This is a genomic window from Bartonella sp. AP57NXGY, assembly GCF_042195805.1.
In the GTDB taxonomy this organism is placed as follows: Bacteria; Pseudomonadota; Alphaproteobacteria; order Rhizobiales; family Rhizobiaceae; genus Bartonella.
In genome coordinates this window covers 1-1,380 of the sequence record NZ_JBHIOZ010000282.1, presented here as the reverse complement: position 1 = coordinate 1,380, position 1,380 = coordinate 1, and the positions used below count along the sequence as shown (strand labels likewise).

Sequence of the window (1,380 nt, the reverse complement as noted above, 5' to 3'; positions counted from 1 at the left end):
ATTGATCATTATCTTGGGAAGGAAACTGTTCAAAATTTAATGGCATTGCGGTTTGTTAATACACTTTATGAACCGCTATGGAACTCCAATTATATTGATCATGTTCAAATAACCGTTGCTGAATCTTTAGGGTTAGAGGGCCGTACAGAATATTATGAAAGCACTGGTGCTCTACGCGATATGGTTCAAAACCATATGCTACAATTACTTTGTTTGGTTGCGATGGAAATACCATTTACCAACAGTGCTAATGCTGTGCGCGATGAAAAACTTAAAGTTTTACATTCTTTAACACCGCTTGATGTCCATAATGTAGGGCAGCATACTGTACGTGGGCAGTATCTTTCTGGTCTATCAAATGGTATATCGGTAGAGTCTTATTTTGATGATCTGGGAAGAGTGAGTAAGAGTGAAACATTTGTAGCACTTAAGGTTAAGATTGATAACTGGCGTTGGGCTAATACGCCTTTTTATTTACGAACAGGTAAGCGCATGTTCACGCGAATGTCTGAAATTGTTGTGGTTTTTAAACCTATTCCTCATAATATTTTTAATGTGGATTTAGATGAAATTTTTTCTAATCGGCTTGTAATTCGTCTCCAACCTGATGAAGGTGTAAAACAATGGTTGATGATTAAGGATCCAAGTTATGGCGGTATGCGATTTCGTCACATTCCATTAGACATGAGTTTTGCTTCCGCATTTTCTGAACGTAATCCTGATGCTTATGAACGTTTATTAATGGATGTTATTCGTGGAGATCAAACACTGTTTATGCGTCATGATGAAGTTGAGGCTGCTTGGCGTTGGATTGATCCAATCATTGAGGGATGGGAAGCAATAAAACAGCCTGTTCACAGTTATAATGCTGGTTCGTGGGGGCCGTCTGCTTCGATGAGCCTCATGGAACGTGATAGGCGTATATGGAACAATTTAGTTTAGAGCAATAAGTATGTATAGAATGAATATTGACCGTTTAGATTTTGAAACCCCTCAGACTTTAGCCTTAGCATTAGCAGATCGAGTAGCCGCAGAGCTTAGTGTATCTGTTCTTGAGCGTAAGAGAGCAGTTTTAGCGGTGTCTGGTGGTAAAACACCAGAATTGTTTTTTCATTATTTGTCAAAAGCGGATATTGATTGGCAAAATATTATTATCACTTTGGTCGATGAACGTTTTGTCCCTACACACGATGAACGTTCAAATGAACATATGGTACGGTGTCATTTGTTACAAAATTTTGCCGAAAAAGCACGTTTTGTAGGGCTTTATCATAAAGCAATTACTGCTGAACTTGCTGCTTTTTCAGCGGCGAGTCGTGTTAATACTTTGCCTAAACCCTTTGATGTTGTTGTTTTAGGAATGGGGGAGGATGGACATAC

Annotated in this window: 2 protein-coding genes; both read left to right on the top strand. The window is 38.8% G+C overall.

The window, feature by feature from the left end:
* Positions 1-942 (top strand): glucose-6-phosphate dehydrogenase (gene zwf / locus ACFIL8_RS10300; protein ID WP_375689689.1); only part of this gene is annotated, 942 nt, incomplete at its 5' end.
* A 10-nt stretch (positions 943-952) separates the two neighbouring features.
* Positions 953-1,380 (top strand): 6-phosphogluconolactonase (locus ACFIL8_RS10295; RefSeq protein WP_375689687.1); only part of this gene is annotated, 428 nt, incomplete at its 3' end.